Annotated in this window: 26 protein-coding genes and 1 pseudogene; 11 read left to right on the top strand and 16 right to left on the bottom strand. The window is 64.3% G+C overall.

The window, feature by feature from the left end; translation table 11 throughout:
* Positions 1–49 precede the first annotated feature (49 nt).
* Entirely contained in the window at positions 50–892 is an 843-nt protein-coding gene (locus ACFQB0_RS05530) for an oxygenase MpaB family protein (RefSeq protein WP_386728566.1), read from the bottom strand.
* 75 nt (positions 893–967) lie between these two features.
* On the opposite strand from ACFQB0_RS05530, the gene ACFQB0_RS05535 reads away from it, so the two are divergent.
* Complete coding sequence (locus ACFQB0_RS05535; protein ID WP_386728569.1) at positions 968–2,179, top strand: glycoside hydrolase family 3 N-terminal domain-containing protein; 1,212 nt, start codon at positions 968–970, stop codon at positions 2,177–2,179.
* Between the two features lie 98 nt (positions 2,180–2,277).
* The gene (locus tag ACFQB0_RS05540) at positions 2,278–2,838 is read left to right on the top strand and encodes a YceI family protein (protein WP_386728571.1); all 561 of its coding nucleotides are present in this window, start codon (positions 2,278–2,280) and stop codon (positions 2,836–2,838) included.
* A 69-nt stretch (positions 2,839–2,907) separates the two neighbouring features.
* Here the strand turns inward: ACFQB0_RS05540 and ACFQB0_RS05545 are convergent, their stop codons facing one another.
* Together ACFQB0_RS05545 and ACFQB0_RS05550 are read right to left on the bottom strand one after the other, a co-directional pair.
* A complete protein-coding gene (locus tag ACFQB0_RS05545) occupies positions 2,908–3,948 on the bottom strand; it encodes an FUSC family protein (protein ID WP_386728573.1) in 1,041 nt (346 codons plus the stop codon).
* Between the two features lie 54 nt (positions 3,949–4,002).
* The gene (locus ACFQB0_RS05550; RefSeq protein ID WP_386728576.1) at positions 4,003–5,157 is read right to left on the bottom strand and encodes a winged helix DNA-binding domain-containing protein; all 1,155 of its coding nucleotides are present in this window, start codon (positions 5,155–5,157) and stop codon (positions 4,003–4,005) included.
* Positions 5,158–5,292: 135 nt separating this feature from the next.
* Between ACFQB0_RS05550 and ACFQB0_RS05555 the strand changes: the two genes are divergently transcribed.
* The gene (locus ACFQB0_RS05555; protein WP_386728578.1) at positions 5,293–6,891 is read left to right on the top strand and encodes an ABC-F family ATP-binding cassette domain-containing protein; all 1,599 of its coding nucleotides are present in this window, start codon (positions 5,293–5,295) and stop codon (positions 6,889–6,891) included.
* Between the two features lie 36 nt (positions 6,892–6,927).
* Here the strand turns inward: ACFQB0_RS05555 and ACFQB0_RS05560 are convergent, their stop codons facing one another.
* From ACFQB0_RS05560 to ACFQB0_RS05570, 3 genes are read right to left on the bottom strand one after another with little or no spacing between them, the layout of a single operon-like run.
* The gene (locus tag ACFQB0_RS05560; RefSeq protein WP_386728581.1) at positions 6,928–7,767 is read right to left on the bottom strand and encodes an SURF1 family cytochrome oxidase biogenesis protein; all 840 of its coding nucleotides are present in this window, start codon (positions 7,765–7,767) and stop codon (positions 6,928–6,930) included.
* Entirely contained in the window at positions 7,764–8,009 is a 246-nt protein-coding gene (locus ACFQB0_RS05565) for a hypothetical protein (RefSeq protein WP_386728584.1), read from the bottom strand. The genes ACFQB0_RS05560 and ACFQB0_RS05565 overlap by 4 nt, the downstream gene beginning before the upstream one ends.
* On the bottom strand, positions 8,006–8,356 hold the full coding sequence (locus tag ACFQB0_RS05570; RefSeq protein ID WP_386728587.1) for a DUF3099 domain-containing protein: 351 nt from the start codon (positions 8,354–8,356) through the stop codon (positions 8,006–8,008). Before ACFQB0_RS05570 ends, ACFQB0_RS05565 begins: the two co-directional genes overlap by 4 nt.
* A 135-nt stretch (positions 8,357–8,491) precedes the next feature.
* Between ACFQB0_RS05570 and ACFQB0_RS05575 the strand changes: the two genes are divergently transcribed.
* Positions 8,492–9,199, top strand: coding sequence for a beta-ketoacyl-ACP reductase (locus ACFQB0_RS05575; protein WP_386728589.1), 708 nt, complete (start codon positions 8,492–8,494; stop codon positions 9,197–9,199).
* Positions 9,198–9,444 (top strand): annotated as a pseudogene (locus ACFQB0_RS05580) (AraC family transcriptional regulator); the annotation flags it as partial. The gene ACFQB0_RS05575 and the pseudogene ACFQB0_RS05580, both read left to right, overlap by 2 nt.
* A gap of 19 nt (positions 9,445–9,463) precedes the next feature.
* On the opposite strand, the gene serB reads toward ACFQB0_RS05580, so the two are convergent.
* Both serB and ACFQB0_RS05590 read right to left on the bottom strand, forming a co-directional pair.
* Positions 9,464–10,129: a phosphoserine phosphatase SerB gene (gene serB / locus ACFQB0_RS05585; RefSeq protein ID WP_386728591.1), complete on the bottom strand. Its 666-nt coding sequence runs from the start codon at positions 10,127–10,129 to the stop codon at positions 9,464–9,466.
* Between the two features lie 13 nt (positions 10,130–10,142).
* Positions 10,143–11,384, bottom strand: coding sequence for a glucose-1-phosphate adenylyltransferase (locus tag ACFQB0_RS05590; protein ID WP_386728593.1), 1,242 nt, complete (start codon positions 11,382–11,384; stop codon positions 10,143–10,145).
* A gap of 82 nt (positions 11,385–11,466) precedes the next feature.
* Here ACFQB0_RS05590 and glgA point away from each other — a divergent pair, with 82 nt between their 5' ends.
* The 3 genes from glgA (at position 11,467) to ACFQB0_RS05605 (ending at position 13,866) form a co-directional block, all read left to right on the top strand.
* A complete protein-coding gene (gene glgA / locus ACFQB0_RS05595; RefSeq protein ID WP_386728595.1) occupies positions 11,467–12,654 on the top strand; it encodes a glycogen synthase in 1,188 nt (395 codons plus the stop codon).
* Between the two features lie 9 nt (positions 12,655–12,663).
* A complete protein-coding gene (locus ACFQB0_RS05600; protein ID WP_386728598.1) occupies positions 12,664–13,446 on the top strand; it encodes an ABC transporter ATP-binding protein in 783 nt (260 codons plus the stop codon).
* 165 nt (positions 13,447–13,611) lie between these two features.
* Entirely contained in the window at positions 13,612–13,866 is a 255-nt protein-coding gene (locus ACFQB0_RS05605) for a type B 50S ribosomal protein L31 (protein ID WP_386728600.1), read from the top strand.
* Between the two features lie 674 nt (positions 13,867–14,540).
* Here the strand turns inward: ACFQB0_RS05605 and ACFQB0_RS05610 are convergent.
* Together ACFQB0_RS05610 and treS are read right to left on the bottom strand one after the other, a co-directional pair.
* Positions 14,541–15,248, bottom strand: a complete 708-nt coding sequence (locus ACFQB0_RS05610) for an exonuclease domain-containing protein (RefSeq protein ID WP_386728602.1) — start codon at positions 15,246–15,248, stop codon at positions 14,541–14,543.
* Positions 15,249–15,317: 69 nt separating this feature from the next.
* The gene (gene treS / locus ACFQB0_RS05615; RefSeq protein WP_386728605.1) at positions 15,318–17,015 is read right to left on the bottom strand and encodes a maltose alpha-D-glucosyltransferase; all 1,698 of its coding nucleotides are present in this window, start codon (positions 17,013–17,015) and stop codon (positions 15,318–15,320) included.
* Positions 17,016–17,187: 172 nt separating this feature from the next.
* Here treS and ACFQB0_RS05620 point away from each other — a divergent pair, with 172 nt between their 5' ends.
* Both ACFQB0_RS05620 and ACFQB0_RS05625 read left to right on the top strand, forming a co-directional pair.
* Positions 17,188–18,117 carry an alpha/beta fold hydrolase gene (locus ACFQB0_RS05620; protein WP_386728606.1) on the top strand — a complete coding sequence of 310 codons (930 nt, stop codon included), beginning with the start codon at positions 17,188–17,190 and terminating at the stop codon, positions 18,115–18,117.
* Positions 18,114–19,196 (top strand): glycosyltransferase family 4 protein, encoded by a 1,083-nt coding sequence (locus ACFQB0_RS05625; RefSeq protein WP_386728609.1) that lies wholly within the window; start codon positions 18,114–18,116, stop codon positions 19,194–19,196. Before ACFQB0_RS05620 ends, ACFQB0_RS05625 begins: the two co-directional genes overlap by 4 nt.
* Before the next feature lie 45 nt (positions 19,197–19,241).
* On the opposite strand, the gene ACFQB0_RS05630 is transcribed toward ACFQB0_RS05625, so the two are convergent.
* Both ACFQB0_RS05630 and ACFQB0_RS05635 read right to left on the bottom strand, forming a co-directional pair.
* The gene (locus ACFQB0_RS05630; protein WP_386728610.1) at positions 19,242–19,832 is read right to left on the bottom strand and encodes a histidine phosphatase family protein; all 591 of its coding nucleotides are present in this window, start codon (positions 19,830–19,832) and stop codon (positions 19,242–19,244) included.
* A 50-nt stretch (positions 19,833–19,882) separates the two neighbouring features.
* The gene (locus ACFQB0_RS05635) at positions 19,883–20,734 is read right to left on the bottom strand and encodes an NAD-dependent protein deacetylase (RefSeq protein ID WP_386728611.1); all 852 of its coding nucleotides are present in this window, start codon (positions 20,732–20,734) and stop codon (positions 19,883–19,885) included.
* A 493-nt stretch (positions 20,735–21,227) separates the two neighbouring features.
* Here ACFQB0_RS05635 and ACFQB0_RS05640 point away from each other — a divergent pair, with 493 nt between their 5' ends.
* Positions 21,228–21,782, top strand: a complete 555-nt coding sequence (locus ACFQB0_RS05640; protein WP_386728614.1) for a TetR/AcrR family transcriptional regulator — start codon at positions 21,228–21,230, stop codon at positions 21,780–21,782.
* 31 nt (positions 21,783–21,813) lie between these two features.
* Here ACFQB0_RS05640 and ACFQB0_RS05645 read toward each other — a convergent pair whose 3' ends face one another.
* Genes ACFQB0_RS05645 through ACFQB0_RS05660 form a run of 4 tightly spaced genes read right to left on the bottom strand, consistent with a single transcriptional unit; the run spans position 21,814 to position 26,524 of the window.
* The gene (locus ACFQB0_RS05645) at positions 21,814–24,102 is read right to left on the bottom strand and encodes an ABC transporter permease (RefSeq protein ID WP_386728616.1); all 2,289 of its coding nucleotides are present in this window, start codon (positions 24,100–24,102) and stop codon (positions 21,814–21,816) included.
* On the bottom strand, positions 24,099–24,800 hold the full coding sequence (locus ACFQB0_RS05650; protein WP_386728618.1) for an ABC transporter ATP-binding protein: 702 nt from the start codon (positions 24,798–24,800) through the stop codon (positions 24,099–24,101). The genes ACFQB0_RS05645 and ACFQB0_RS05650 overlap by 4 nt, the downstream gene beginning before the upstream one ends.
* 21 nt (positions 24,801–24,821) lie before the next feature.
* A complete protein-coding gene (locus ACFQB0_RS05655) occupies positions 24,822–25,592 on the bottom strand; it encodes an ATP/GTP-binding protein (RefSeq protein ID WP_386728620.1) in 771 nt (256 codons plus the stop codon).
* Entirely contained in the window at positions 25,589–26,524 is a 936-nt protein-coding gene (locus ACFQB0_RS05660; protein ID WP_386728622.1) for an AvrD family protein, read from the bottom strand. The genes ACFQB0_RS05655 and ACFQB0_RS05660 overlap by 4 nt, the downstream gene beginning before the upstream one ends.
* Positions 26,525–26,615: the final 91 nt, after the last annotated feature.

Consider the following 26,615-nt stretch of genomic DNA (forward strand, 5'->3'; position numbering starts at 1 on the left):
TTCTCGATGCCGAGCAGCCGGGTGAGGGCTGTCTCTTTCCAGCGCCGCCTCATGCGACTTTCTCCGTGTTCGTGCCGACGAGCGTTCGCGGCAGAGAGCGACGCAAACGACGGAGCACGTGATTCCTCGGCCACTGCCGCAGCCGTCTCGGCAGTCTCGGGTAGACGACGGCGGTGACCTGCGTGACGCGGTCGAAGGCGCGCTGTCTGCCCGGAGTCCACGAGAAGCCGTAGAGCTCACGCACCGGTGCCGGCAGCAGGCCGATCGTCACGAAACGGATCACGGGCATGATCGAGCGCAGCCAAAAGGGGACGTGTCGTGGATGGAGGAGCATCCGGGCGACCGAACGCGTCGTCGCATCTGTGGAGAGCGCGGCCAGCCCCGTGTTCCAATAGACGACGAAGGCTGATCGATCGACCGGCCAGAGTCCGGGAGGCATCTGCAGGCGGGTGCCGAGTTCCGCGTATTCACGGTACATGGCATCGGCGGATGCCTCGTCGAGTGCGCCGAAGACCCGCTCGTACACCTCTGCGGCGGCGTAATACATCGTCGCCGCCACCCACAGCTGCAGTTCCGGATCGAAGGCACTGTACGACGGGATGCCGTGACCGGTCTCGCCGCGCACAGGAGCGTGCGCGTGATTCACGCGGCGCACGACCTCCTCCTGCTCGAGTTGATCGCCATAGGCAAGGGCATAGAGATAGTCGAGAGTTCCATGCAGCCGGTCGAGCGGCCGTTCGACGAAGTCGCTGTGGGCGGCGACCCCATGTCCGATCGCCGGGTGCGCCAATTGCAGCAGGATCGCGCACCCACCACCGGCCAACATCACGGCGTCGCTTGCAACATCGTGCAGGTGCAACGGCGTCGCCTCGCGCACCGGCCGTATGGTCATGTTCCGACGCTACGCGGATGCGCGTCGCGCCGCCACCTTCGAGGTTCGCCGTGTTCCCTGGATAGACTTTTGCCTATGTCGAGGCGACCGGTTCGTGTGATCGTGGGGACGGCCATCGCTCTCCTGGCGGCGATCGGAGGAACGGCGGCGTGTGCAGCGCCGTCTTCTCCACGTCTCCTCGAAAATGCAACACCGGTCGCCATCGTCGATTCGGGAGAGACGAAGCAGCAGAGAATCCAGACGCCATCGGACGATGCCGTCGCCGAGCGTCTCCGCACCATGAGCCTCGAACAGAAGATCGCGAGCCTCCTCGTGCTGCATACTCCGGGCACCGATGGCGCAGCGCAACGCGCTTTCATCGACGCCTACGGTCTCGGCGGCGTGATCCTGATGGGCGACAACATTCCCGGCACTGTCGCCGAACTCGCCGCCATGACGAGCCAGTTGGTTTCCGACCCCGCGTTCCCGCCACTCATAGGGATCGATCAGGAAGGCGGCGAGGTGACGCGCGTTGAGGACCGGGCGCCCGGGGCCGACGTGCTCAAGAACGAACCGGTGCGGGCGACGAGAGATGCCTTCACGACCCGTTCCTTCCTGTTGTCGCGAGCTGGGGTGAACCTCAACTTCGGGATCGTCGCCGACGTCACGAACGATCCGAGCTCCTTCATCTACGACCGAGCGCTCGGCACAGACGCCTCCGCGGCTGCCGAGCGGGTCGCAGCCGCCGTCTCGGCCGAGGGCACTCGTGTGCTCAGTACCCTCAAGCACTTTCCCGGGCATGGCGCGGCCACAGGCGACTCGCACGTCGGTGTTCCGACCTCGGACATCGGCCTTGAGCAGTGGCGCGCGGAGGTCGCCCCACCGTTCCAGGCGGGAATCGATGCCGGAGCGGAGTTCGTGATGTTCGGGCACCTCTCATACTCGGCCATCGATCCGGCTCCCGCGTCGATCTCATCGCGATGGCATGCGATTCTGCGCGACGAACTCGGCTTCGACGGCATCAGCGTCACCGACGACATGCTCATGCTGCAGAACTCCGGTGATCCGGCCTATTCGAACCCATCGGAGAACGCCGTCGCAGCACTGGCCGCCGGCAACGACGCCCTGCTCTTCGTGCTGCCGCAGGATCCGTCGACCGTCGGGGTCGACGTCGGCGGCATGATCGCCGACATCGCCGCGGCAGTGCGGGCGGGCCGCATCTCCGAGCAGGGCATCGATGGCAGTGCGCGTGCCATGCTCGCGCTGCGTCACCTCGGCGCCGTCGACCGAGGGATATCCGAACCGTAGCGGACGAAATTCGGCGAGCCCGGAATATCCGATGTTCTCATGCGTTTGCATAGAAGACGAGGAGCGTCCTCGTCGCCCCCCATTCAAGGAGACTGTGGATGACCACGACCATCGAGACCTCGATCCCCGGCTACCGTGTCGGAACCTGGACCATCGACCCAGCGCACAGTGAGGTCGGCTTCACCATCCGGCACCTCATGATCAGCAAGGTCAAGGGCGCCTTCGAGCGCTTCAACGCCACCTTCGTCACTGCCGAGAACCCGCTCGAGTCCACCGTGACCGCCTCAGCCGAGGTCGCCTCGATCAACACCAACGAGCCCAACCGCGACGCGCATCTGCGCGCGGGCGACTTCTTCGATGCCGAGACCTACCCGACGATCGACTTCGTGTCGACGGGCGTCCGCGCCGAGGACGGCGACTTCCTCATCGATGGAAACCTCACGATCAAGGGCGTCACCAAGCCGGTGACCTTCGAGTTCGAGTTCGGCGGCTTCGGTGGAGACCCCTATGGCAACTACAAGGGCGGCGCGACCGCGAGGACAGAGATCAACCGTGAGGACTTCGGTCTCACATACAACGCAGCGCTCGAGACCGGCGGAGTGCTGCTCGGCGACAAGGTCACGATCACTCTCGAACTGCAGGCCGCCCTCCAACAGTAGCTCTTCGGCGAACCTCGACGGGGCTCTGGGGGACCGGAGCCCCGCCGCATGTCATGCTCCCATCGAGCATCACTCGTCGAGGATCTCCTCGCGCACCCGTCGCAGATCCTCCATAAGTGATCCGATGAGGATCCAATGCTGCGGATGCGGTGTTGCGATCACGAGCGGTGCGGTGAGCGCTGGCAGCTCAGACGTGGTGGTGGGAGGCTCGGCTCCCGAGGTCGTGTCTTCGTCGCGCACGAGAAGCCTCAGGTCGTGTGCCGCGCGCTCGAGCTCGACCGCTATCGCGCGTACTGTCGGCTCCTCGTGCAAGCCGTCGTCGTAGTGGTCACGGAGGGCACGCGTCATGCCGAGCATCCTGGTGACGAGCGGAGTCAGCCGGGCGAAGAGCGCGGCCTCGCCTTCGAGCGCTGTGCGGTGCCTCGACCGGCGCGGGTTGAAGGCGAGGCTGTCCTCGCCCTGCTGGATGGCATCCGTTGCCTTTACCTGCATCGGGCGCAGTAGGCGAGCGTTGAGCAGCAGTTCTTCGAGTTGAGCCTGCGTCTGCACGCTGCCCAGCGCATGAGCGAGCCGGTCGATTGTCGCGGCGAGTTCGCGGCCCAGGGCGCTGACGGCGTCGTGGGCAGGCATCAGCAGGACGGGCGGCGCGATGGTCACATTGACGATGAGCCCGACGACGGCACCGAGCACGGTCTCGATGATGCGTGCGCCGGCATATTCGGGAGTCGTCGCTCCGATCGAGAGCACGAGCATGGCGCTGATCGGAATCTGGTTGGCTGATGCGGGAGTGAGGCGGAAAGCCCAGCCGATGAAGATCGACAGAACGATTCCGAGGAGCACGATCCAGCTGTTGTGCCCGAAGGTCACGCCGACCGTGAAGGCGATGACGACTCCGACGATGACACCGACGCAACGTTCGAGCGCGCGTCCGAGGGACTGGTTGACGCTCGGCTGCACCACGAGCAGGGCCGCGATCGCGGCGAAGATCGGAAGCTCGGAGGGAAAGATCAGCTGGGCGGCGAACCAGGCGAGCACGGTCGCGACGGCCACTTTGGTCACCTGCAGGAGCGGAATTCTGGCTGTGACCTGAATACGGGATGTCAGTCGCACCTGTTCAGGCTAACCCGATGTCGTAACCCGATGTCGTCGCGACGATCCGGCGACTCACTCGCCGGCCACCGATAACGGATGCTTCGCCGTCGCACCCTCGACGAGCTTCTTGCCGAGGAAGCGGGCGTAGCGTCGCGCCTCGCGCTCGAATCCCGCCGTCTGCACTGCTGACAGTGGCGCGAAGGGAAATGCCTCGACCGAGACAGAACCCCCGTTCATGGCGCGCCGCCACGTACCGACGACCCGTCCACCCGCGACGACGATCGGCTGAAACACTCCGTTCCTGCCGGGAACGATCCGATCGGCCCAGCGCTCGTCGATCACCGCCTCGCGGCGCTGGTAGCCGAGGAAGTACTCGTCGAAGGCGGGAAGAGCGCGTAGGGACGCCGCGAACCTCCTTCTCCCTGCCGTTGACGGTGCCGAGGCATCCGTCTCGGCGGAGATCCAATAGCTCGTGCCGTCGACGAGGTACTCCTGCAGATCGGCGCGTGCGACGGCGAGTCCGATCTTCGCGTCGGCCATGGTGAGCTTCGACCACCAGACGAAGTCCTGCAGCGTCGCAGGTCCGTGCCCGCGCACGTAGCGACGGAGGAACTCTCCGAGGGACTCGTCGCGTTCGAGTCGCCGCTGCTCCGGCGCCCATTCGTCGAGCAGCACGAGCGTCTGCGAGCCGTTCTCCACGCGCCCCCAGCAGAGAGTCCCGGTCTGGGCGAGGACCCAGATGATGTGGTAGCCGCGCTGGTTCTTGGTCGCCATGCCGTGCGACTCGAGCAATTGCATGAAGCCGGCGCGACTCAACTCCCGACCACCCCACAACGCTTCGATCGCGATCTCGCGCGCCTGCTCGAACGCCGCGCCGTCGAGTTCGAGCTGTCGATGGCGGGCGCTCGCCTGGGCAAGCAGCCGTGATGTCGTGAGTTCGAGCATCCAGCCGAGATCCCGGGCGGGAACCAGATGCAGGGTTCCGCGCATGGGCCAGGAGCGGATGATCTCTCCCCGCGCGAGCGCGCCGTCGATGTCCTGTTCCGTCGATCCTCCCGCACGGGTCGCAACGGCCCATTTGGCCGCGGCCAGGTCTTGCGCTTGCAGGGCGAGGAGGCGTTCGACGACCTCGGTCGGGGTACGGCCGCCGCCGCCGAGCCCCTGGGCCTCGGACCGCAGTCGTGCGATCTCGCGTTCCGCCGTTGTCGCAGACATGGGATCAGACATGGGATCAGTATCGCCGACGACGGCGACATCCCGCCTCGTCGTCCGTCTCGAATCGTGCTGGAGGGCCGCTCGGTCGTAGACTGGTTCGCTGCGCCACTCGGCGCGCCCTCCACTCCTCCAGAAACGGACTCAGTCGTGCTCAGCGTTCAAGATCTTGAGATCCGCGTGGGAGCACGCGTGCTCATGGAGAACGTCAGCTTTCGCGTGTCCGACGGAGACAAGATCGGACTCGTCGGACGCAACGGCGCAGGCAAGACCACCTTGACGAAGACGCTGGCCGGTGAGACGCTTCCCACGAACGGCAAGATCGAACGCTCCGGCGAGATCGGCTACCTGCCTCAGGATCCGCGCTCCGGCAACCCTGAGGATCTCGCCCGAACACGTATCCTCGACGCGCGCGGACTCGGCAGCCTCGTGCTCGGCATGCAGCAGGCGAGCATCGAGATGGCGAGCACGGACGAATCCGTCAGCTCGTCGGCGATGAAGAAGTACGGCACTCTCACCGATCGTTTCCAGGCGCTTGGCGGCTACGCGGCCGAGGCAGAGGCCGCGTCGATCGCCGGCAACCTCAATCTGCCCGATCGAATCCTCGACCAGCCGCTCAAGACCCTCTCCGGTGGTCAACGTCGCCGCATCGAGCTCGCCCGCATTCTTTTCTCCGATGCCTCGACGATGATCCTCGACGAACCGACCAACCACCTCGACGCGGACTCCGTGGTGTGGCTGCGCGACTTCCTTAAGAACTACAAAGGCGGATTCATCGTCATCACTCACGATATCGAGCTCGTGGGCGAGACGGTCAACCGGGTGTTCTACCTCGACGCCAACCGCACCGTCATCGACATCTACAACATGAACTGGAAGAACTACCAGCGCCAGCGTGCCGCTGACGAGGAGCGCCGCAAGAAGGAACGCGCCAACGCCGAGAAGAAAGCCGGGGCGCTCCAGCTCCAAGCCGCGAAATTCGGGGCGAAGGCCTCCAAAGCTGCCGCAGCGCATCAGATGGTGGCTCGTGCCGAGAAGCTCCTCTCCGGCCTCGACGAGGTGCGCACCGTCGACCGGGTCGCGAAGTTGCGATTCCCGACCCCTGCACCGTGCGGGCGCACGCCGCTCATGGCGAGCAACCTCAGCAAGAGCTACGGATCTCTGGAGATCTTCGCCGCCGTCGACCTCGCCATCGACCGTGGATCGAAGGTCGTCGTGATCGGGCTCAACGGTGCCGGGAAGACCACGCTGCTGCGCATCCTCGGTGGAGCGGACCAGCCGGACACCGGGCAGATCGAGCCTGGTCACGGACTCCGGATCGGCTACTACGCCCAAGAGCACGAGACGATCGACGTGAACCGGAGCGTCCTCGAGAACATGGCGTCTTCCTCGCCACACATCACGGAGACCGAGGCGCGCAGGGTGCTCGGCTCGTTCCTGTTCACGGGCGACGACTCTCACAAGCTCGCGGGGGTGCTGTCCGGTGGCGAGAAGACTCGCCTGGCGCTCGCGATGATCGTCGTGTCTGGCGCGAACGTCTTGCTGCTCGACGAGCCGACGAACAATCTCGACCCTGCGAGCCGTGAGGAGATCCTCGATGCACTCGCGCACTACGAGGGAGCCGTCGTGCTGGTGAGTCACGATCCCGGAGCGGTCGAGGCACTCAATCCCGAGAGGGTCCTGATCTTGCCGGACGGCGTCGAGGACCACTGGAACAAGGACTACGCCGAGCTCATCGCGCTCGCATAGCCGCTCGCGTTCCCGACGACCGAGCTGCGGTGCAGGCTACCGGGTGTCGAGGATGTCGTCCTCGATGTCGGCGTCGCTGCGCGTGCGCAACTCCTTGCGCCGCTCGCGTGCGGCGGCTCGTTGCTGCTCCGCCGGATCGTCGGCGTTGACGGCGCGGTACTCCTGCCGCAGCGCCCAACCGAGGCCGACGAATCCGAGCAGTGCGAACACGAACCACTGGAAGGCGTAGGACAGGTGCGGTCCCTCGTCCTCGACAGGTCGGGTCACCGCGATCGGGCGCTCCGCCGGCGCGGGATCCTCGGTGTCGAGCAGACCATAGGCACCCGTGTAGGTGCTCCCATCCAGCCGGCCGGCGATGTCGTCGAGCTGGATCGTCGCGATCTGGTTCCCTGATGCGGAGCGCCCGGCGAGGGTCGGTTCGCCTGCTTTGAGACGGGCGACGACCGTGACCTCTCCCGAAGGGGGATCCGGAACGATGTCGGGGGAGTCCTGTCTCGAACCGACCGGGAGCCAGCCGCGGTCGACGACGAAGACGGTGCCGTCGGCGAGCTCGAGCGGGGTGAGCACCTCGAACCCTGGGCTGCCCCCGAGGGGTCGGTTGCGCACGAGGAGCTGATCCACTGTGCGATAGCGGCCCGTCATCGTCACCGGCAGCCACTTCTGGGACTCGTCGAAGGAGTCGAGCCGGGGGAGTGCCTGCTCGACCGGGGCGGGCTCGGCCGACCAGTTCGCCTGCACCCGTTCGATCTCGGACGTCGCTTCGGCACGGCGCGCGAGCTGCCACACGCCCAGGCTCGCGCAGACGATCGCAAAGAGAACCGTCAGCGCGAGGTAGCCAGCCCACCGCCTGCTGAAGGCGAACCGCCACCCGCTCACGGACCATCCCCCCGCGACGGCGCGGATGCCGTCGAATCGAGTGGGGTCACGTCGAGAGGGAACTCCCGGGCCGAGAGGAAGTCACGCAGAAAGCCGATGTGCTCGTCGCACGCGAGCCACGTCTTGCGGCGCTCGGCGGAATGGATGCGCGGATTGCGCCAGTCGATCCGCCAGATCGCCTCGGAGCGGCATTCGGCGCGTGAGCAGGATTCGCGGGGGAGTTCCCCTCCCAGCTCGATCACGATGGCTTTCCGGGAGTGTTCTCGGCGCTGGAAGCCTTCTTGTCGGCGTCCGGACCGGAGGGAACGCTTTCGCCCGGCAGATTGCGCCGCGCCCGGAAGGTGACGAGTCCGCCGGGGCGAAGAACGGTGCCGCGGCGAGGATTCGAGTGCACATTGGCGAGGACGACGGCGAAGTACGGCAGCGTGATCGCGCCGATCGCGCATACGAGCAGCCACCAGCCCTGCACGAAGAGCATCAGCACGATGCAGACGACACGGATCGACATCGCGACCGTGTACTTGATCATGCGATTGCGACGTTCCACCTCCGGCGAAATGGGGAGGGAGGTGATCGACTGCTGTTTCATTTCTTGCTACCGAACCGCGGGAACCAGGGTGGTGCCGCTACTTCAAGCCTACGTCTCCAATGAGTCCGCGGCGACGCCTAAGCTGGGTTTCAGCTTTCCACGGAGCCATTTCCCCCTCGCCAGATTGGACGCAGCATGACCACCCGTACCGTACTCGTCACCGGCGGAAACCGTGGCATCGGATTCGCGATCGCTGAGCAGTTCGTGGCGCAGGGATACCAGGTCGCTGTCACGGCTCGTTCCGGCGAAGGGCCGACCGGTGCCCTCACGGTGCGCGCGGACGTGACGGATGCGGCGTCCGTCGATGCCGCCTTCACCGAGGTCGAGGCGGCGCTGGGACCGGTCGAGGTGCTCGTCGCGAACGCAGGGATCACCAGGGACACTCTGCTCATGCGCATGAGCGACGAGGACTTCACCGATGTCATCGACACGAACCTCACGGGCTCCTTCCGGGTCGTGAAGCGTGCGTCCAAGGGCATGCTCAAAGCGCGTTTCGGACGCGTCGTTCTCATCTCGAGCGTCGTCGGCCTCTATGGATCGGCCGGTCAGGTCAACTACTCTGCGTCGAAGAGCGCGCTGGTCGGTCTTGCGCGGTCGGTCACGCGTGAGCTCGGTGCCCGCGGGATCACGGCGAACGTCGTCGCCCCCGGGTTCATCGAGACGGACATGACCGCAGAACTGCCCGAAGCGCAACAGGCCGAATACAAGCGGAACATTCCGGCCGGACGCTTCGCGACGCCGGAGGAAGTCGCCAAGGTCGTCGTCTGGCTGGCCGGCGACGATGCAGCGTACATCTCCGGGGCTGTCATTCCCGTCGACGGCGGGCTCGGGATGGGGCACTGAGCGGGCGAAGGCGTTGCTTCGTGCGGGCATGAGCGTGACCGATGTGTGCACGGCCGTCGGTTGCACCTCGCTCGGATCGTTCAGCTCACGATTCTCCGAGATCGTGGGAGGCACCGAGCGTGCACCGCGCCCGAACACACCACGCCGTGACCGCGATGCCGGCATACGAGGCGAAGATGCGCACCCGACCGACCAAGAGCGGTTCGAGCGAGAAGCGGTTTGTCTCGCCGCCGCCCAGCACCTGACCGGATAGCGGCCTGCGGGTCAGCCGCGCAACCCTAGCAGGGGGAGGACCTGACTGAGATCGCACACGTCGATCGAGACGTCCGCCTCGGCGCGCACGCGCGGCTTCGCGTTGAAGGCGACCGAGAGCCCGGCGACAGCCATCATGCGCAGATCGTTCGCACCATCGCCGACGGCAATGGTGCGAACGAGCGGCACACGTTCCAGCTGCGCCCACTCGCGCAGTGTGGCCGCTTTGGCATCGGCATCGATGACCGGACCGACGAGGTGTCCTGTCAGGCGTCCGTCGGCGAGCCCGAGCCGGTTCGCTCGCCAATGGTCGAGGTCGAGGGAGTCCGAGAGCGGGTCGAGCAGTTCGTGGAATCCGCCGGAGACGACCCCGATCGCGCCGCCGGCACCGTGCACGGTCGCGATGAGCTCGTGAACGCCCGGCGTCGGGCGGATGAGGGCGCCGACCTCGGCGAACACCGATTGCGGCAGCCCGGCCAGGGTGCCGACCCGGGCGAGCAGGCTCTCCTCGAAGTCGAGCTCGCCTCGCATGGCCCGCTCGGTGATCTCGGTCACGACGGCGCGCGAGCCGGCGGCGTCGGCGAGGAGCTCGATGACCTCGTCTTCTATGAGGGTGGAGTCGGCATCGAGCACGACGAGGAATCGCGCATCGCCGCGCGCAGGTCTCGGCGGGGTCATCGGAGCGCGGGCGTCACGCAGTGACCCGCACGCCCTTGCCGACGACCGTGATGCCGGAATCGGTCACGCTGAAGCCACGGGCGAGGTCGCGCTCCCGGTCGAGACCGACCCTGGCTCCCGCCTCGACGACGACATGCTTGTCGAGTACGGCGCGACCGACGAACGCATCGGATTCGATCCGAACCCGGTCGAAGACGATCGAGTCGACGACGTGAGCGCCGGAGCCGACGTTCGCCCAGGGGCCGAGCACGCTGCGTTCGATGTGCGCGCCCGAGATCACCGACCCGAGCGAGATGATCGAGTCGATCATCGTCCCGAGGGCTCCGCGAGCGTCGCGCACGAACTTCGCCGGCGGCGAGTTGAGCTGCTGAGTGAAGATCGGCCACTCCTCGTTGTACAGATTGAAGATCGGCAGCGCCGAGATGAGATCCTGGTGGGCCTCGAAGAAGGAGTCGATGGTCCCCACGTCGCGCCAGTAGTAGCGATCGCGGTCGGTAGAACCGGGAACATCGTTGCGGCGAAGGTCGTAGACGCCGGCTTGCCCGCTCTCGACGAAGGCCGGGATGATGTCACCGCCCATGTCGTGACTCGAATCTGCGCGTTCGCCGTCTCGGACGACGGCGTCCATGAGCGCATCGGCGTCGAAGACGTAGTTGCCCATCGAAGCGAGCACCTCGTGTGGGGCGTCCGCGAGACCGACCGCGTTCTTCGGCTTCTCGAGGAAGGCCTTGATCCTGATGGGGTCATCGAGGTCGAGGTCGATGACGCCGAACTGGTCGGCCAGCTCGATCGGCTGCCGGATCGCCGCGACGGTGGCCGCGGCGCCGGACGCGATGTGCGCCTCGATCATCTGGCTGAAGTCCATGCGATACACGTGATCGGCGCCAACGACGACGACGACGTCCGGCTGCTCGTCGCGGATCAGGTTGAGGCTCTGCAGGATCGCGTCAGCCGAGCCGCTGAACCACCGCTTGCCGAGCCGCTGCTGAGCGGGAACGGAGGCGATGTAGGAGTTGAGCAGGCCAGAGACGCGCCAGGTCTGCGACACATGGCGGTCCAGGCTGTGCGACTTGTACTGGGTGAGCACGACGATCTGCGTGAGGCCCGAATTGATGAGATTGGAGAGCGCGAAGTCTACGAGGCGGTACTGCCCGCCAAAGGGCACGGCGGGTTTCGCACGATCCTCCGTGAGCGGCATGAGACGCTTGCCCTCGCCGCCAGCCAGGACGATTCCGAAGATCTTCTTGGACTTCATGACTACACATTAGGGCAGGCCGCCGATTGCGACCACTCGAATCGGGGCTGTGTGACGCCGTGTGCTGCGCTACCTTTGCAGCATGCGAGTCGATCTGCTCACGCGTGAGTATCCCCCAGAGGTCTACGGCGGCGCCGGCGTCCACGTCGCCGAGTTGGTGCGTGCCTTGCGCAGCGACGTTGACGTGGTCGTGCGATGCTTCGGCGAGCCGCGCGACGAGCTCGACACGGTCGCCTATCGGCCGCCGAATACGCTGGTCGAGGCGAACCCGGCGATCTCGACGCTCGGCGTCGATCTGCAGATTGCGCAGGATACGGCCGGAGCGGACATCGTGCACTCGCACACCTGGTACGCGAACGGCGCAGGACACATCGCCAAGCTTCTGCACGGCATTCCCCACGTCGTCACCGCCCACAGCCTGGAACCCCTGCGCCCGTGGAAGGCCGAGCAGCTCGGCGGGGGATACCGCGTCTCCAGCTGGGTCGAGAAGACCGCCTTCGAGGGTGCGGATGCGGTGATCGCCGTGAGCGGCGGCATGCGGCGCGACATCTTGCGCTCCTACCCGGATCTGGACGCGTCGCGTGTGCATGTCGTCTACAACGGCATCGACCTCAACCGGTGGAAGCCCGTCGTCGACGAGGAGACCGTGCGGGCGCTCGGCATCGATCCGGATCGGCCCTCCGTGGTGTTCGTCGGCCGCATCACCCGGCAGAAGGGGCTTCCGTACCTGCTGCGCGCGGCACGGATGCTTCCCGCCGACGTCCAGCTCGTGCTGTGCGCCGGGGCTCCTGACACGCCTCAGATCCTCGCAGAGGTGACAGCGGGTGTCGCCTCGCTGCAGGCCGAGCGTTCTGGCGTCGTGTGGATCGATCGCCTGCTCAGCCAGCACGAGCTCTCGGCTGTGCTCACGGCAGGAACGACCTTCGTCTGTCCATCCGTCTATGAACCGCTCGGCATCGTCAATCTCGAGGCGATGGCCTGCGGGATTCCCGTGGTGGGGACCGCCACCGGAGGTATCCCCGAGGTCGTCGCCGACGGTGAAACCGGGCGTCTCGTTCCGATCGACCAGCTCGACGACGGAACGGGGACACCGACGGACCCGGATCGTTTCGTCGCCGATCTGGCCGCGGTGCTCATCGAGGTCGTAGGCGACCCCGACCGGGCGCGGCTCATGGGAGCCGCCGGGCGGACCCGTGCCGAGAAGGAGTTCGGCTGGGAGCAGATCGCGGTGCGAACCCGGGAGATCTACGAGGGTCTACTGCGCCGATAGCATAGGAGCATGGCCAGCGTTCTTCAGCTCACAGACGTGTCCGTCGTTCGAGATGGCAACACCATCCTCGACTCCGTCTCCTGGACTGTCGACGACGACCAGCGCTGGGTGATCCTGGGGCCGAACGGCGCTGGCAAGACCACGATGCTGCAGATCGCCGCGGCCGCCATGCACCCCACGAGCGGGACCGCCGTCGTGCTGCAGGAGAGACTGGGCAAGGTCGACCTCTTCGAGCTACGGCCGATGATCGGCTTCGCGTCGACCGCGATGGCGCGCAAGGTGCCGAAGAACGAGAAGGTGCTCGACGTCGTGCTGACCGCGGCGTACTCGGTGACGGGCCGCTGGACCGAGGAGTACGAGGACATGGACATTCGCCGCGCTCAGCGGGTGCTCGCCGAGTGGAAGCTCGACCACCTCGCCGACCGCAGCTTCGGCAGTCTGAGCGACGGCGAGCAGAAGCGCGTTCAGATCGCACGCTCGGTCATGACCGACCCCGAGATACTGTTGCTCGACGAGCCGGCTTCGAGCCTCGACCTCGGCGCACGCGAAGAGCTTCTGCATCTGCTCAGCGGCTATGCGCGCGAGTCCACGTCTCCCGCGATCGTGATGGTGACCCATCACGTGGAGGAGATCCCCATCGGCTTCACCCACGCCCTCATCCTGGCGGATGGTGCGATCGTCTCGGCCGGGCCGCTTGCCGAATCGCTCAGCGCAGCCAACCTCAGCACGGCGTTCGGCCTCTCGATCGAACTCGATGAGAACGACGGCCGCTTCACGGCTCGCGCGGTATGACCGCTGTGTCCGCGGTGTGACGCGATCACCGGCGGATGCCGCAGCAGGCGGCGATCTGCTAGAATCGATAGCTGGTCAAGAGGCCGCATGCTTTCTCGCCCGATCGGCAAGACAGATCACACCATTCGCAACGCAAAAGCATTGTTCAAACACAAGGAAGTCTTGATGAAGTCTGACATTCACCCCGACTACGCTCCGGTGGTTTTCCGCGATCTCGCTTCGGGTGCGACGTTCCTGACCCGTTCGACGGTTTCGAGCGCCAAGACCATCGAGTGGGAAGACGGCAACACCTACCCGGTCATCGACGTAGAGATCTCGTCGGAGTCCCACCCCTTCTACACGGGCAAGCAGCGCATTCTCGACTCGGCAGGACGCGTCGAGAAGTTCAACCAGCGCTTCAAGAACTTCGGCAAGAACTAGTTACTACGCTCGAGCGTGTAAACGGCCCCCGTCGTAGCGATGGGGGCCGTTTCGTTTCACCAGCCCAGACTCAGGGCGGCGCCAAGCTGCTCGTCGGGCGCCTCATGTTAGAGCGGGGTGCCACACATCGCGTGACGCTCGGCTCTATTGTCTTGGACTTCGGCGGCGTGCTTTGCTCTCGGTGCGGTTCTCGTGCGGATGGCCAGTGCGATCAGAGGCTTCAGCGCGCTTCCGCCTAGAGTCCCGTGCCATGTTTACGATGTATCCACCTAGTATCGCGACGACCGCGAGCACGAGCCCGAGTGAGAAGTACACTCCCGGCGTGGCGGCTGAACCGCCGGTGCTCGGCGGGTTGCTGATCGCCGCGCCGATGCCGACTCCGAGGGCTTGTGCCCAACATATGTAGCCGGCCGCGTAGATTTCAAGTCCAATTGGTTGACACCTTTACACGCAGCCAATGTTGAGATCGCTGCGGTTTTCGACTGCTGCTGGACGACGTTAGGCGCGTTGATCACTGTGCCAACGGCGGAATAGCCTTTTTGATTTAGGAGCACAGCAACTGCAACCGCGGCGATTCCCCATCGTTGTCTGTTGGACATACTTTTTATCTGAACATGACCGTCAGAGTTTCACAACGACAAAATCTCAGTCGTCAGCTACGAGGTCATCTACCGCTAGCCGCGCTCCGGCCAGTCACCCGACGTCGTGAAGGCCGGATCCCGGTTGGCGCGCATGTAGGCCTGGAAGTTCTCCGCCTGCTCACGGCTCCAGTCCACCTGGCGACGGTGCAGTTCTGCCGCGTCGACGTCGAGTGCGACGGCATGCACACGGGCGAGAGCCTGAGCGACTCGTCCGGCGGCGGCGGCGTCCGCACCCGCATCGTGCGCGTCGTCGAGCGAGACACCGTAGAACGCCGCTGTCACCTCGAGCGTGCGCTTTCCCCTACGGTAGCGGTCGACCGCCTTGTCGATGACGAGAGGGTCGATGATGGGGGCGGGGGAGAGCAGCGGGGGGACGCCGTGCCGTACCGCTTCACGGTTGAGGATCGTCAGATCGTACGGTGCGTTGTACGCGACGAGCGGGATGCCTCGGTCGAGGAGCCCGCGAATCGCACGGACGATGTCGGCGATCCCGGTCGCCGCGGGGGAGCCCTCGGCGCGCGCACGTTCGGTCGTCACACCATGGACAGCGGTCGCAGCCGCGGGGATCTCGACGCCGGGGTCGAGCAGCCAGTCGTTGCGTTCGACGAGCCTGCCCGAGGAATCGAGCACACCGACGTGAGCGGTCACGATCCGGCTCGTCTCGACATCGATCCCGGTCGTCTCGAGATCGAAGACGGCGAGAGAGTCCGCCCAGGTCGCTGTAACGGTTTCGGTTTCCACGACAGCACTCTACGGCGTACCACCGTCAGCGCCGGGAGGCGCACCGAGATGCGAATGCGGCGATGTCCGTCAGCCGCAATGCAGCCAGTAGAAGCTCTGCGTGCCCATCGTCAGGGTCAGAGTGCCGCTCTCGTCAAAGCTCGGGAACACCGAGCCGCCGAAGAGATCGTAGAGCCGCGTTCCCGCCATCTCGGGGTCCTCGATGCGGACGGCGACCGGATTGTGCGCAAAGCTGAACACACACAGCACGGTCTCCGCCTGATCACCGAAGTGCGCGCCGGAACCTTCGTAGCTACGCACGAAGGCGAGCACCGATTCGTTGTCGGTCTTCAGCACGCGGATCGAGCCGAGGCCGAAGGCGGGGTGTGCTTTGCGCACGTGAATGACGTTGCGCACCCAGTGCAGCAACGAGCGAGACTGTGCGAGCTGGGACTCGACGTTCACCTGGTTGTAGTGGTAGACCAGCGATTGCACGATCGGTAGGTAGAGCTTGCCTGGATCCGCCGCGGAGAAGCCCCCGTTGCGGTCCGGCGTCCACTGCATCGGTGTGCGCGAGCTGTCGCGGTCCGGCAGCCAGATGTTGTCACCCATGCCGATCTCGTCGCCGTAGTACAGGAAGGGACTGCCAGGCAGGGAGAAGAGCAGGGCGTGGGCCAGCTCCATCTCCGCCCGCGAATTGTCGAGCAAGGGTGCGAGACGGCGGCGGATGCCGACGTTCGCTCGCATGCGCGGATCGTAGGCGTACCAGCCATACATGGCCTGCCGGTACTCCTCGGAGACCATTTCGAGCGTCAGCTCGTCATGGTTGCGCAGGAACACGCCCCATCCCGCCGACGGTGGCACATCCGTGGTCTCCGACAGCACACGCACGAGTTCGTCGGCCTGCTGGGAGCGCAGCGAGTAGAAGATGCGCGGCATGACGGGGAAGTCGAAGGCCATGTGGCATTCGGGCTCCTCCTCGCTGCCGAAGAACGCGGAGACCTCGCGCGGCCACTGGTTGGCCTCGGCGATCATCACACGGCCGGGATAGTCCTTGTCGACCATCGCCCTCAGCTTCTTGATGAACTCGTGGGTGGGCGGCTCGCCCTCGCCGTTTCCCTCGTCGGACTCGTACAGATAAGGGATGGCGTCCAGCCGGAAGCCGTCGACGCCGAGATCCAACCAGAAACGCACGATCTCGAAGACAGCGTCGTGCACGGCGGGGTTCTGATAATTGAGGTCGGGCTGATGCGAGAAGAACCGGTGGAAGAAGAACTCACGACGCACGGGGTCGAACGCCCAGTTCGAATCCTCCGTGTCGGTGAAGATGATGCGGATGTCCGGCCACTTCTCGTCGGTGTCGCTCCACACGTAGAAGTCGCCGTACGGGCCCCCCGGCTCGGCTCGGGACTGCTGGAACCAGTCGTGCTGATCAGAGGTGTGGTTGAGCGGCAGGTCGATGACGATACGCATATTGCGTTCGTGCGCCTTCGTGACGAGATCGCGGAACTCGTCGAGGGTGCCGAACTCCGGAAGGATCGACCGGTAGTCGGAGACGTCATAGCCGCCGTCGCGCAGTGGGGAGGTGAAGATCGGCGGTATCCAGAGCGCGTCGATGCCGAGCCATTGCAGATAGTCGAGTTTGGAGATCAGTCCGCCGAGGTCACCGGTGCCGTCGCCGTTGCTGTCGACGAAGGATCGGACCATGACCTCGTAGAAGACCGCCCTGCGATACCACTGCGGGTCGAGGGTCAGGCCGGGAAGCTGAATGGGCGCGGTGAAGCTCACGAGGAGAGTCTAGGGCGTGCAGCCGACTGCACGGGGCGCCACGACGCCGAGTCGGCTGCTGTGCAGCGATATGGCAGGGGGCGCATGGCCGCCGTAGCTTGCTTTCCCCGAGCGGCGCGTACGACACCGCGTTCTATCCGGTTTCCCGGTCAGCGCGCCTAAGCTTGTAGGGATGATCGTCGAGTCCCCCTATGCCGCCCAGCTGGCGCGCATCCCGGTCCGTGAGCGCACAGCGGACGTCCTCGGCGCTGTGACGCACTATTGGGAATACGGATCGGCTGACGACACCACCATCGTGATGGTGCACGGTTTCCGCGGCGATCACCACGGGCTGGAGCCTGTCGTCGCCCAGCTCAGCGGCCGGCACATCGTGTCGCCCGACCTGCCCGGTTTCGGCGCTTCGGAGCCGCTGACCCAGACCCGGCACGACATCGACGGCTACGCCCTCTGGTTGCGCGGATTCGTCGCGACCCTGCCGAGAACCAGACGACTCGTCATACTGGGTCACTCCTTCGGCTCGATCGTGGTGTCGGCGGCCCTCGCCGCAGGGCTGGAGGCCGAGGACGTCGTGCTGATCAACCCGATCGCAGCGCCGGCGCTGTCCGGTCCTCGCGGCATCATGACCCGCCTGGCCGTGCTCTATTACGAGCTCGCCGCATGGCTTCCCGAGAGACTCGGCTTCGCACTGCTTCGCAATCGGATGATCGTGCGCGTCATGAGCGTCACCATGGCCAAGACGGAGAGCAAGCAGCTCCGGCGCTGGATCCATGACCAGCACGATCGCTTCTTCTCGGCGTTCGTCGATCGCCGGGTCGTGCTCGAGGCGTTTCAGGCATCGGTGAGCCACGACGTCAGCGAGTTCGCCGGGCTGATCCCGCAGCGCACGCTGCTGATCGCGGCGGAGAAGGATGACATCACCCCGGTCGCGGCTCAGCACAGGCTCGCCGCGCTCTTCGCCGATTCGACGCTCCACGTCATCCCCGGCGTCGGCCATCTCATCCACTACGAGGTTCCGCAAGAGGCGGCGGAACGACTCGACCGGTTCCTCACGATCGACGCCGCCGGTCGCGGGGGCGAGGCCTCCGAGACGGCCGGGTCATGAAGATCATCTTCGACTGCCGCTACACGCGTTTCGACAGGCACGACGGCATCAGCCGTTACACATCGCGGCTCGTCGAGGAGCTCGGCAAGCTGCATCCCGTGACGATGCTCATCAACGACCACCGGCAGCTCGAGCTGCTGCCGAATCTGCCCTGGCAGATCGTGAGCGGTCCGACGAGCATCCTCGAGCCGTTCGTGGCACGCACCGTCAACAAGCTCCGACCCGACATCGTCTTCACCCCTATGCAGACGATGGGGTCCTGGGGCAGGCGTTACCGTCTGCTCATTACCGTGCACGATCTCATCTACTACCGCAACCGCACTCCGCCCCGCGACCTGCCCTGGGCCGTGCGAGCGTTGTGGCGGTTGTATCACCTGGCATGGTGGCCGCAGCGCGTGCTGCTCAACCGAGCAGACGGGGTCGTGACCGTCTCGGAGACCACGGCCGGACTCATCGCCGAGCACCATCTGACCAGGCGGCCCGTGACGGTCGTTCCGAACGCGGCGGGAGCGACGGATGCCCTGGCCGCAGACACCGTGGCCAGGGTCCGCCCTGACATCCTCCGCCTCGTCTACATGGGTTCTTTCATGCCGTACAAGAACGTGGACACCCTGGTGCGAGCCGTCGCGGCGATACCCGGCTGCGAGCTTCAGCTCATGAGCCGGGTGAGCGCGGCGGAACGCGCACGACTCACGGCCCTCGCGCCTCAGGCGCGGCTCGTTTTCCACGACGGCGCCAGTGACAAAGAGTATCGGGGCGCTCTCGTGTCGGCGACGGCGCTCGTGACCGCGTCGCTCGACGAAGGCTTCGGCATACCCCTCGTCGAGGCCATGGCAGCGGGAACCCCGGTCGTCGTCAGCGATATCCCGATCTTTCGCGAGATCGGGGCGGATGCCGCCCTCTACTTCGAGGCGGAACGACCTGAGGCGCTCGTCGCGACCCTCCACGAGCTCCTCGCCCCCGGGGAGTGGGAACGTCGTTCTCGGCTGGGTCTTCGGCAATCGGAACGCTTCACCTGGCGCGGCTCGGCGGAGAGGCTCCTCGCGCTGATGGAGGCCACCGTCTCGCATCGTCCGTAGCGACGCTCGACCTAGAGTTCGCCACCCCAGGGCGGCGTTCTCACCTCAGCCTGTGGCCACGGTGTCCTCATCGGCGTCAAGCCGGCACTCGATCAAGTGCAGGCCGCCGGCTCCCCATCGGAAGCGCTGAACGGAGCCGTTCGCGATCATCCGACCGCCGGTCTCCAGATCGCCGTCCGTTGCGTGACGCACGAGCGCACTGATGACGCCGCCGTGGCTGACGATCAGGACCCGCCCGCCCGGGTGGCGTCCGGCGACTCGCTCCAGAACGGGCAGAACCCGGTCGAGCACCTCCTGGCGGGTCTCGAGCCCAGGAACGGATGCGTCGTCGGGAAACCTCAGCGCGCGTTCGGCGTCGCTCAGGCCCTCGATCTCGCCGTGACGGCGTTCGGCGAGGTCGGGGATCAACTCCGGCTCCGGCAGACCGAGTTCGTGCGCGATGATGAGCGCCGTCTCGGAGGCCCGGGAAAGCGGACTCGCCACGATCGCATCCCAGTGGCCGTCGCGGAGCGACGCCCCCGTCTCGATAGCCTGTCGACGTCCGTCGTCGTTGAGCGGGATGTCGGTGCTGCCTTGGATGCGTTTGTGCAGGTTCCAGTCGGTCTGGCCGTGCCGTACGATGCCGAACGTTGTCATCTGGTTTCTCCCCCTGACCGCTCCAGCCCGAAAGGGCCGGGCTCGTCGTCTCAACCGAGCAGTCGCTCGGCGAGAGCCGTCAATGTCTCCGATGTTCCGGCATCCAGCTTATGCGTCGCGCGCGCGTCTCCTCTCGTGACACCACGGTTGACCACGACAATCGGGAGTTTGCGGCGTCTAGCCTGTTCCATGAGCCGGATCCCGGAATTCACGACGAGCGAGGACCCTGCTACGACGAGCAGATCGGAGTTCTGCACGAGCGCTGCCGCTTCGGCGAACTTCTCCGACGGCACGAACTCGCCGAAGAACACGACATCGGGCTTGAGTCGTCCGTAGCAGACGGTGCAGACAGGAACCACGAAGCGGTCGATGTCCTCGACCTCGGCGTCGCCGTCCGGCGCGATACGCACCACCTCAGCTTCGCTCAGCCATGGGTTCGCCGCGCGCAGACGATCGGCGATGTTCGATCGGGCGAATGTCTGCCCGCAGTCGAGGCAGAGAACCCTGTCCATCGAACCGTGCAGTTCGACGACGTGGCGGCTGCCGGCACGGGTGTGCAGCCCATCGACGTTCTGGGTCACGACTCCGGAGACGTGGCCGCCCCGTTCCAGGTCGGCGAGGGCTCGATGCCCGGCATTCGGTTCGGCGCTGCCGAAGCGACGCCAGCCGAGATGGCTGCCGGCCCAGTAGCGTTTGCGGTGCCCGTCGTCGGCGAGGAACTGCTGCAATGTCATCGGTGTTCGCGTCGGGGCGCCCTCGCCACGGTAGTCGGGGATGCCCGAATCGGTGCTCACTCCTGCACCGGTCAGCACCACTGTCCTGCGGCCCTCCATGAGGCCGATGACGTGGTCGAGCTGTTCCCTCGTGGCTGTGCTCGACGGTGCCGTGACGTGCGCTGTCATGACCGCTCCATCCTGAGGATACTGATGGGATTCCTTGAGTCTAAGCAATCGCGGTTTCCGGAATGTTTCCGACACTGGCAGTCTGATGTGATCCCGCAGAAAGGCACACCGTGCACCTGACACGAATCTCCGACTATTCGCAGCTGACGAATGCGCGACCCGGTAGCGAGCACGTTGGCGAATTGCCGATACGCCCTACGAGACCCAGATCGGCCGCTCAGGCACGTAGCTGCACATCGCCGGTCAGGAGGATCCCGGTCGGTCGTGTTTCCTGAGGGGAGCGGCCGTGCGCGCCGGGTCGAAGGCCTGCTCCAGTTGGAGGTTGTTGCTGCCGCGTTGAGTGCCAGACTCGTGATGCGGTCGCCCCGGGCCGCACCGAGAGCCGCGTGTCTCCGGGGTTCGCGGAGCTCGTGGCGTATCGTTGACGGCGGACCGTCGCCCAGGGGGCAGACGTTCTATCCTTCTATCCTTGGTCAAGATTCGAGGAGTTGTAGTGGCTAAGCTCAGTGACGATGCGAAGGCTGAACGTCGTGATGCCATTGTGACCGCGGCAACGGTGAGATTCGCGAGCCAGGGCTTTCATGCTACGTCGATGGCGGAGGTTATCTCTGATTCTGGCCTAGCTGCTGGAACGGTTTATAAGTATTTTGCGAGCAAGGACGATCTGATCGTCGCAACAGCAGAGCGTGCGCTGAATGGGATTGGTGCCGCGGTTGCAAGCCTTGTCGGCCGCGAATCCATCCCTTCCCCGTCGGAATTCTTGGATGCTGTGCGAGCGTCGCTGCCGTCAGACCCGTCAGGAACGCTACGTGCTCACCTTGTCTTGCATAGCTGGGCGGAAACGAGCCGGAATCCTCAACTGGCCGAATTAGTCTGTGACCGTTACGAGAAGCTGATGGCTGCGGTGGGTCCGTTGATCAATGTCTGGCAAGAGCGCGGAGAATTACCACACGACCGTGACAGCGCAGAATCGGGTCGACTGTTGCTGGCCCTCATACAAGGGCAGATCGTTCAGGCCGCGATATTCGGGAGTAGGCAACAGCACTGACAATCATCAGTGCATGGTGGGGTTGCGTCGCCTACTCGATCCCCTTCAATGCGCTGACCATATCGACTCGCTTGATTCTTCTGCCGAGTAGGATTGTCGTCAGCATAGAGAAGAACACGGCAATCAGCGTCGCGATCCCGATGCTGATCAAACTGATCTGGGCTGTGTACTCGAGGCGGGCTGTCGAGAACGTTCCGACATACAACCCGAGGAACCAGTATCCGGCGGGTACACCGACCAACACCCCCAGAACAGTGGCGACGACGTTCTCTCGGGAAGCCAGCACTCGCAGGTTACGGCCGGTGAATCCCAGCACCTTGAGGGTCGCGTAGTCGCGAACTCGTTCAGTGAATGCCAGCGCACCGAGGCTGTAGAGAACGATGATCGCAAGGAGGATTGCGAAGACCCGGATCAGCATAAAGATCCCGCCCAGATCTGTCACCATGTCGGATGCGTTGGTGCGCTGAGTCTCGAGCGTGAGAACGCTCGAGACGTCCGGTCGTTCTCGGAGTTCGCTGAGCGATGTTCCTTCGCCGACGAGGAGCGTCGTAGGAGCGAATTCTTGCCCGAGGTCTTCCCATGTTTCCCGAGACATGGTGAACCCCTGTGGAGCGCTTCCCTTGATGACTTCCCCGATGGGGAGATCTATTGTTCCAGCGCCCGCGGGTAGCGTGACTTGCACGGTACCGCCGACGGAAATTCCAAGCCGGTCAGCGGTCGATTCTGTGACCGCGACTATATTCAGGTCCGCTGGGTTCCCGTCAAGGGTCTCGAGGTGTACGTAGTCGCCATCGTCGAGCACGGTCACGACTCGGTCGAAATCGTCTGAGGAGTCGGTTCGTACGACGAGCTGTTGGACCTGCTGCCCGCTGGGTGCAAGAGCATCTAGTTCATCGAGGTCAGCCGAAGGACTAAGCGCAGCACGCGCAGTGTATGTGTTCTCTTCAAAGAAGGAACTCTCGACCTGCCCGTTCATGCTGTCGGCCATCCCAAAGCCGGCGAACAACAGCATGAGGCTTCCCGCCACTGCAATGATCCCCATACCGAAGCGGGCCGGGTTTGTGCCGCTGTCGCGCCAGGCCCAACGGCTGCCAAAGCTTGTGCGCTCCCATAGGCCGCGCACCCGTTCAAGGAAGATATGCCGACCGCGAGCGATGCCAGGCCGGAGCTGTTCAGCGGGGATGCCGCGAAGTGCAGGCCTCGCGGCGAGGTATGCACCTAGGACGCACACCAGTACGACCACGCCGAGCACGACCAGCGGGATGAAGGTATACCCGATAGACCAGTTCGGCATCGACAGCATAGTCTGCTGCGTGCTGAGAACATACGTGGAGATCACAGGGGCGGCCAGAAGGCCGATGAGGGCTCCGAGACCGCCAGCGGCCAGCCCGTACATCGCGAAATGAGTCCCGATCGACCGGGCTGAGAACCCTTGGGACTTCAGTGCTGCGATTTCCCTGGTCTGCATGTCGACGAGGCGTCGAGTGGACGTGTACATGGCGAGGATAGCCAGTAACACGAAGATGAACGAGAACAAGACGGAGAGGTTCCGAATCTGATCGACGCGGTCAAACGCAGTGGAGACAGCATCATTGGATGCTCTGTCTGTGACCCTGATCAGGCTGTCGCCTGCAATCGCGACGATCTGGTCCTGTAGATCATCATTCGGCTGCGTGGCGACTCGTAGCACGGTGGTGCTCGGAGGCGGAGCTGGCAGCTCAGCGAGCTCCCCTTCGGGAAGAAGAGCGTAACTGTACAGCCCGTGTTCGGGGGCCACCAGCGAGGGCGTGCCTGTGTAATACAGTTTCTCAGACGAGTAGTAGATACCACCGACCGTGAACGAATGAGCCTGTGCGCCGAGAACAAGGTCGATCGAATCGCCCACCTCAATGCCTTTGTCCTCGGCGAACGGCGCGGCTAGCCAGATGCCGTCACTTTTCGGGGTCGGGGAAGAGCCCTCAGTGACCACGGGACGCGAGATATCAGACGCGCGGTCACCGAGGACTTCTACCTCAAGAGAGGTGTTGTCGTGGTCCGTTGCCGTGGCTCGCAGGAATGAGACCTCCTCGACGTCACTCACCCCGTCCAGCGACGCGATAGCTTCGGAGAGCGCTTCGTCTGGGCCCGTTGTCGTCACCCAGATATCTGCAAGGTTGGTTTCAACGGCGTAGTCGTTGAGCTGCTTGTTCAGGCCGTTCCATGCACCTTCAAGCCCGGTGTAGATCAGTACTGAGAGAAGTGCCATCAGAAAGACGGCGACAAACTGGGACGCATATCGACGTAGGTCTCGCAGGAGCTTTATGTTGAGATATTTGCTCACCAGTCGATCTCCCCTACGGGCACCGGGACCTGGTATTGGACGTGAGATTGAAGCTGTCCGTCATGAAGTGTGACCGTTGCGTCACCGGCCGCTGCGATGGAGGCGTTGTGGGTGACGACGACGACCGCAGTGTCTGTTGTATCGGCGATGCTGCGAAGCAGCTCGATCACAGTGCGTCCAGTGCCCGAGTCGAGTGCTCCGGTGGGCTCGTCGCAAAGCAACAGGCGGGGTCGCTTTGCGATGGCCCGTGCGATGGCAACCCGCTGCATCTGACCGCCAGAGAGCTCGGACGGGAAGGATCGCTCCCTTCCTGCCAGCCCAACGCTTGCAAGCGCTTCGGCCGGTGACATGGCATCGCGACTGTATTGTGACCCAATGCCGACATTCTCAGCGGCCGTCAGGTTGGGAATGAGGTTGTAGTGCTGGAAGACAAAGCCGACGTGATCGCGACGGTAGAGCGTAAGTTGACCATCGTTGAAGGTGCTGATCTCCTGATCATCGGCCCAGATCGTTCCCGAGGTGGGAGTATCCATACCTCCGAGCATGTTCAGTGCGGTGGACTTGCCCGACCCAGACGGCCCTAATACGACGGTCATTTTAGCGGGCTTGATCTCGAAGCTGATGTGATCGAGAGCGATGACCTCCTGTTTGCCAACGCTGTACTTTTTGACGACGTTGGTGAGCGAGATGAGTGACATGATTCCTTTCCAAGTGGTCGATCAAAGACGGAATATGAGTGCCGCGCGTTCACGCAGCATGAGCGGGGTATCTTGTTCGAGAATCCGTTGGGCGACGGCTTCCCGGCTCTGCGCGATTTCCTCCTTCGCGTCGAAGACCGCTTTGTCGACCGGGCACACGTGAGGCAGTCCTAGGGTGTCGATGATCGTCTGAACCCGCGCCTCGATGGTGCTGCGGACGGTGTGAACCTTGAGCCCTAGCGCAGTGAACTCGCCATGGAGGTCTCTGTCGGAAAGAGTGCGGTAGCGCTCTGAGACAGGGCGGTGACCATCGGAGGCCATGTCGAACTCGACCGGGAGGTGGACAACGTCGGTGTATGTTTCGCGCGCGTGGAGTCGCGCCATCACGCCGTAGGCCCGCACATATCGCTTCAAGAATGGCAGCGACGGAATCGTCCAGGCTGCTTTGACGATTTGTTGAAGCACGGGCGCGCCCGGGTTCAGACCGATGCGTGTCCTAACAGCCGCATAAGCCCACTCGTTGAGAACCGAGCCGTCGGAGATGAAACCTTCGTCGTAGAGCTCTGTCTCAGCTTTCAGCCGCTCTTCGAGGCGGCGCAATCCGAGCGCCAGGAGTTCCTCCGCACTCATGTGATGGAACTTTCGCCCGGGGTACAGTGAGGTTAAAATCTCGCGCGCGGACAACGCGCGTACCAGTGGAATGCCAGTTGCCTTGGAGAGGGCGGTGGCGGTCGTGGTCTTTCCAGTCGAGTATGTGCCGGATACGACCACGCGAGGGGTCTGCTCCGTCATGCGTCGCCATCCTTGCTCGGCAGGATGTGTGCGACATCGGCAACTGCACTGATACCGCTTCCGGAAGCCGTCAAGCGGAGTGTGCGCCATGCTTGACTGCCGATGGCAACCTCATTGGTTTTCGAAACCTTGACATCGATATCGACAAGCTGGCCAACCTTGATCCGTGGTCGTGTGAGGTCGATGTTGAGACGCCGAAGCCAGAAAGTCGCGCTGTCGTCACGAGAGATTTGGTCGTATTCGTAGGCCATCGTCTGAGCGAGCTGGGCGAGGCACACTATCGCCTCCGAAATTGAGAAGAGTTCGGCATGGGCGGATTGGAACCCCGAAAAGCGATAAGAGTGATCATGCCCTACGACGAGCGCGCCGAGCCGAGCTTGCATGGAGCCGGAATCGCAGTCGATGTTGATGTCGCTGATGTGTTGGATTCGACCCTGCAGGTGTTCAGCGTAGAACTTCGGTCGATCCTCTCTGACCAGCTCAGGAGATCGGCCTACGACGGCCTCGACTGTGAGGGCAAGCTTCATCGTTCCGACGACAACAGAGCAGGCGAAGGCTCGGTCCTGCGGCTTCCAATCGATGCGAGCCTCCAGTGGCACCGCGTTCAGATCTTCCGTCGATGCCGTACCGGCCTTGATCGATATCGACGTGACGAACAACTTCTCGACGATGACGGGCTCCATGCGGAAGGTCACTTGGAGTGCAAGCCCCGCCAGTGAGACTGCGTCGATGGTGCTCAGGTGTCGGGAGACGACGCCGGTGTCTTTGGCGGACCAAAGCCCGTCCTGGGTGACGGTGCAGGTTCCGGCGACGCGACCTCTGGGCTGCTCGTCTGGGGTGAATGAGTAGATAGATCTTCGGTGGCCTTGCCCGAAGTATCGCCCCTTCGGACTTCCCAACGCATGGTCGATTGTGGCGTAGTAGTTCACCATGAATGATCCGCCCCCCTGCCTAATCCTATTGTGAATGAATATTCATTCTTAGAGTAGACTTGGCGACTGCTGCTGTCAAAGTCGGGCCAAA

The sequence above is a fragment of the Luethyella okanaganae genome (assembly GCF_042660285.1).
Classification (GTDB): domain Bacteria; phylum Actinomycetota; class Actinomycetes; order Actinomycetales; family Microbacteriaceae; genus Luethyella; species Luethyella okanaganae.

Excerpts from the sequence above, each read along its gene's own strand:
- ACFQB0_RS05550 (WP_386728576.1), bottom strand. The coding sequence starts at position 5,157 with ATGTCTGATCCCATGTCTGCGACAACGGCGGAACGCGAGATCGCACGA.
- ACFQB0_RS05530 (WP_386728566.1), bottom strand. The coding sequence starts at position 892 with ATGACCATACGGCCGGTGCGCGAGGCGACGCCGTTGCACCTGCACGAT.
- ACFQB0_RS05630 (WP_386728610.1), bottom strand. The coding sequence starts at position 19,832 with ATGACAACGTTCGGCATCGTACGGCACGGCCAGACCGACTGGAACCTG.
- ACFQB0_RS05605 (WP_386728600.1), top strand. The coding sequence starts at position 13,612 with ATGAAGTCTGACATTCACCCCGACTACGCTCCGGTGGTTTTCCGCGAT.
- ACFQB0_RS05600 (WP_386728598.1), top strand. The coding sequence starts at position 12,664 with ATGGCCAGCGTTCTTCAGCTCACAGACGTGTCCGTCGTTCGAGATGGC.
- ACFQB0_RS05620 (WP_386728606.1), top strand. The coding sequence starts at position 17,188 with ATGATCGTCGAGTCCCCCTATGCCGCCCAGCTGGCGCGCATCCCGGTC.
- ACFQB0_RS05650 (WP_386728618.1), bottom strand. The coding sequence starts at position 24,800 with ATGTCACTCATCTCGCTCACCAACGTCGTCAAAAAGTACAGCGTTGGC.
- ACFQB0_RS05635 (WP_386728611.1), bottom strand. The coding sequence starts at position 20,734 with ATGACAGCGCACGTCACGGCACCGTCGAGCACAGCCACGAGGGAACAG.
- ACFQB0_RS05575 (WP_386728589.1), top strand. The coding sequence starts at position 8,492 with ATGACCACCCGTACCGTACTCGTCACCGGCGGAAACCGTGGCATCGGA.
- ACFQB0_RS05570 (WP_386728587.1), bottom strand. The coding sequence starts at position 8,356 with ATGAAACAGCAGTCGATCACCTCCCTCCCCATTTCGCCGGAGGTGGAA.
- ACFQB0_RS05655 (WP_386728620.1), bottom strand. The coding sequence starts at position 25,592 with ATGACGGAGCAGACCCCTCGCGTGGTCGTATCCGGCACATACTCGACT.
- ACFQB0_RS05535 (WP_386728569.1), top strand. The coding sequence starts at position 968 with ATGTCGAGGCGACCGGTTCGTGTGATCGTGGGGACGGCCATCGCTCTC.
- glgA (WP_386728595.1), top strand. The coding sequence starts at position 11,467 with ATGCGAGTCGATCTGCTCACGCGTGAGTATCCCCCAGAGGTCTACGGC.
- serB (WP_386728591.1), bottom strand. The coding sequence starts at position 10,129 with ATGACCCCGCCGAGACCTGCGCGCGGCGATGCGCGATTCCTCGTCGTG.
- ACFQB0_RS05660 (WP_386728622.1), bottom strand. The coding sequence starts at position 26,524 with ATGGTGAACTACTACGCCACAATCGACCATGCGTTGGGAAGTCCGAAG.
- ACFQB0_RS05540 (WP_386728571.1), top strand. The coding sequence starts at position 2,278 with ATGACCACGACCATCGAGACCTCGATCCCCGGCTACCGTGTCGGAACC.
- ACFQB0_RS05590 (WP_386728593.1), bottom strand. The coding sequence starts at position 11,384 with ATGAAGTCCAAGAAGATCTTCGGAATCGTCCTGGCTGGCGGCGAGGGC.
- ACFQB0_RS05625 (WP_386728609.1), top strand. The coding sequence starts at position 18,114 with ATGAAGATCATCTTCGACTGCCGCTACACGCGTTTCGACAGGCACGAC.